At 55.2% G+C, this 1,700-nt stretch carries 1 protein-coding gene; it reads left to right on the top strand.

Features of this window, described 5'->3' with window-relative positions:
• Positions 1-341 precede the first annotated feature (341 nt).
• Complete coding sequence (locus tag HMPREF3048_RS02705) at positions 342-1,550, top strand: IS110 family RNA-guided transposase (RefSeq protein ID WP_070771113.1); 1,209 nt, start codon at positions 342-344, stop codon at positions 1,548-1,550.
• The last annotated feature ends 150 nt before the right edge of the window (positions 1,551-1,700 follow it).

The raw sequence follows: 1,700 nt of genomic DNA, 5'->3' as shown, positions 1-1,700 counted from the left end.
CCCATTACGTTGTTAGCAGTTCCACCCCAGGGCACCGAAGATTCATAGGCCGTCCACCCGATTGGGCGGGTTATGTTTACTTCCGTTCCCTCCGTTCGCAAGAACAGTGGAACTAGTCGCTGGCTTCGGTATGGCTTATTCCTGTCCCTGTCTGAAAATGATCCGGGGGGTGATGTCGCCGAAGACAGTGACATACTCAAACTGCTAATAGGAACTTGACCCAGCCCAGGTGGTATGAGGTCTCACAGTAATGTGGATGCCAGTGCAAGTATGTCCGACCAACCCCAGCGATGAAGCATAAATAATCCAACTTCTCATTCATCGCTAGGAGGCACACACCCATGGCCTATGACTTCGTCATTGGCGTGGACGTCGGCAAATACTTCCACCACGCCTGCGTCCTCGATTTCCAAGGCAGACAAGTCCTGTCCGAACGCATCAACCAGCATGAAGGCTCACTACGCAAGCTCTTCGGCAAATTTCTCGCCGATGACGCTTCGGTTCTTGTCATTGTCGATCAACCCAACAACATCGGCCGGTTAACCGTCGCAGTCGCCCAAGACATGGGGGCCGACGTTCGCTATCTACCGGGGCTTGCGATGCGGCAGCTCTCTCGCATCCACGTCGGCAACTCCAAGACCGATGTGCGCGACGCCTACGTCATCGCCCATGCCGGTCTTAAACTTCCGGATGCCTTGCGCAGCGTCGACCGCGTTGAGGAAGTCTTTATCCAGCTGAAAGTGCTCAACGGTATTGACGAAGATCTCGCCCGGGCCTACACACGCCTGATTAACCAGATGCGATCCGCGCTCGTGGGAACCTATCCTGCATTCGAACATGTTCTGCGCGGACAGGTGATTCATCGCAAGTGGATCCTCCACCTACTTGCCAAATACGGTGGCCCCACCAAGATTCGACGCATCGGTAGAGCACGTCTGGCAGCCTTTGCGCGCAGTCACAGGGCGCGCAATCCTGAGCCTGTCATCGATGCCATGCTTGCTGCCATCCACGGGCAGACCGTGTCCATTGCCGGGGCAGAATACGCCGAACTTGGCGTAGCAATGTCCGCCAAAGATGCATTGGCCAAACTCGAGCATCGTAAAGAAATCGAGGCACAGGTACTCAAGCTCATCCAGGACATTCCTCACACCGAGATTCTTTTATCCATGCCCGGTATCGGTCCGCGTAGCGCCGCGCAGATCCTCATGACCGTTGGCGATATGTCCGACTTCCCCGATGCAGCGCACCTAGCGTCCTATGCAGGCCTATCACCGCGGACGAATCAGTCGGGAACGTCCATCATGTCGAATTCGCCCAACCGGGCTGGCAACAAAAAATTAAAGAACGCCCTATGGCAATCGTCTTTTGCATCGATCAGATTCCACGAGCGTTCCCGACAATTCTATGAACGAAAACGCAAAGAAGGCAAAAGACACAACGCCGCAGTTGTCGCACTCGCACGCCGACGCCTAAACGTTCTCTTCGCCATGATGCGTAGCGGCGAGCTCTACCGAGACATCTCCACAGTCCAAGAGGTCACAGCAGCTTAGAACCAACAGCTCCCATCCAAGCCGATTGAGCAGCAAGCCCAATCGGCTCCTCGAGATGCCCGAAAACAACATTCACACGGCGAAGCAGAAGCCCTTCATACCCCCAACAACCTCACCCACGGAGTTGACAACCTATATAGGAACCCCCCC

Origin of the sequence: Corynebacterium sp. HMSC075D04 (genome assembly GCF_001815635.1) — a bacterium.
In the GTDB taxonomy this organism is placed as follows: domain Bacteria; phylum Actinomycetota; class Actinomycetes; order Mycobacteriales; family Mycobacteriaceae; genus Corynebacterium; species Corynebacterium coyleae.
Note: the sequence above shows the minus strand (reverse complement) of the source record. Positions and strands in the feature narration are given on the sequence as shown.

Bases quoted from the DNA above. Each gene is read 5' to 3' on its own strand.
- HMPREF3048_RS02705 (WP_070771113.1), top strand. From the start codon at position 342: ATGGCCTATGACTTCGTCATTGGCGTGGACGTCGGCAAATACTTCCAC.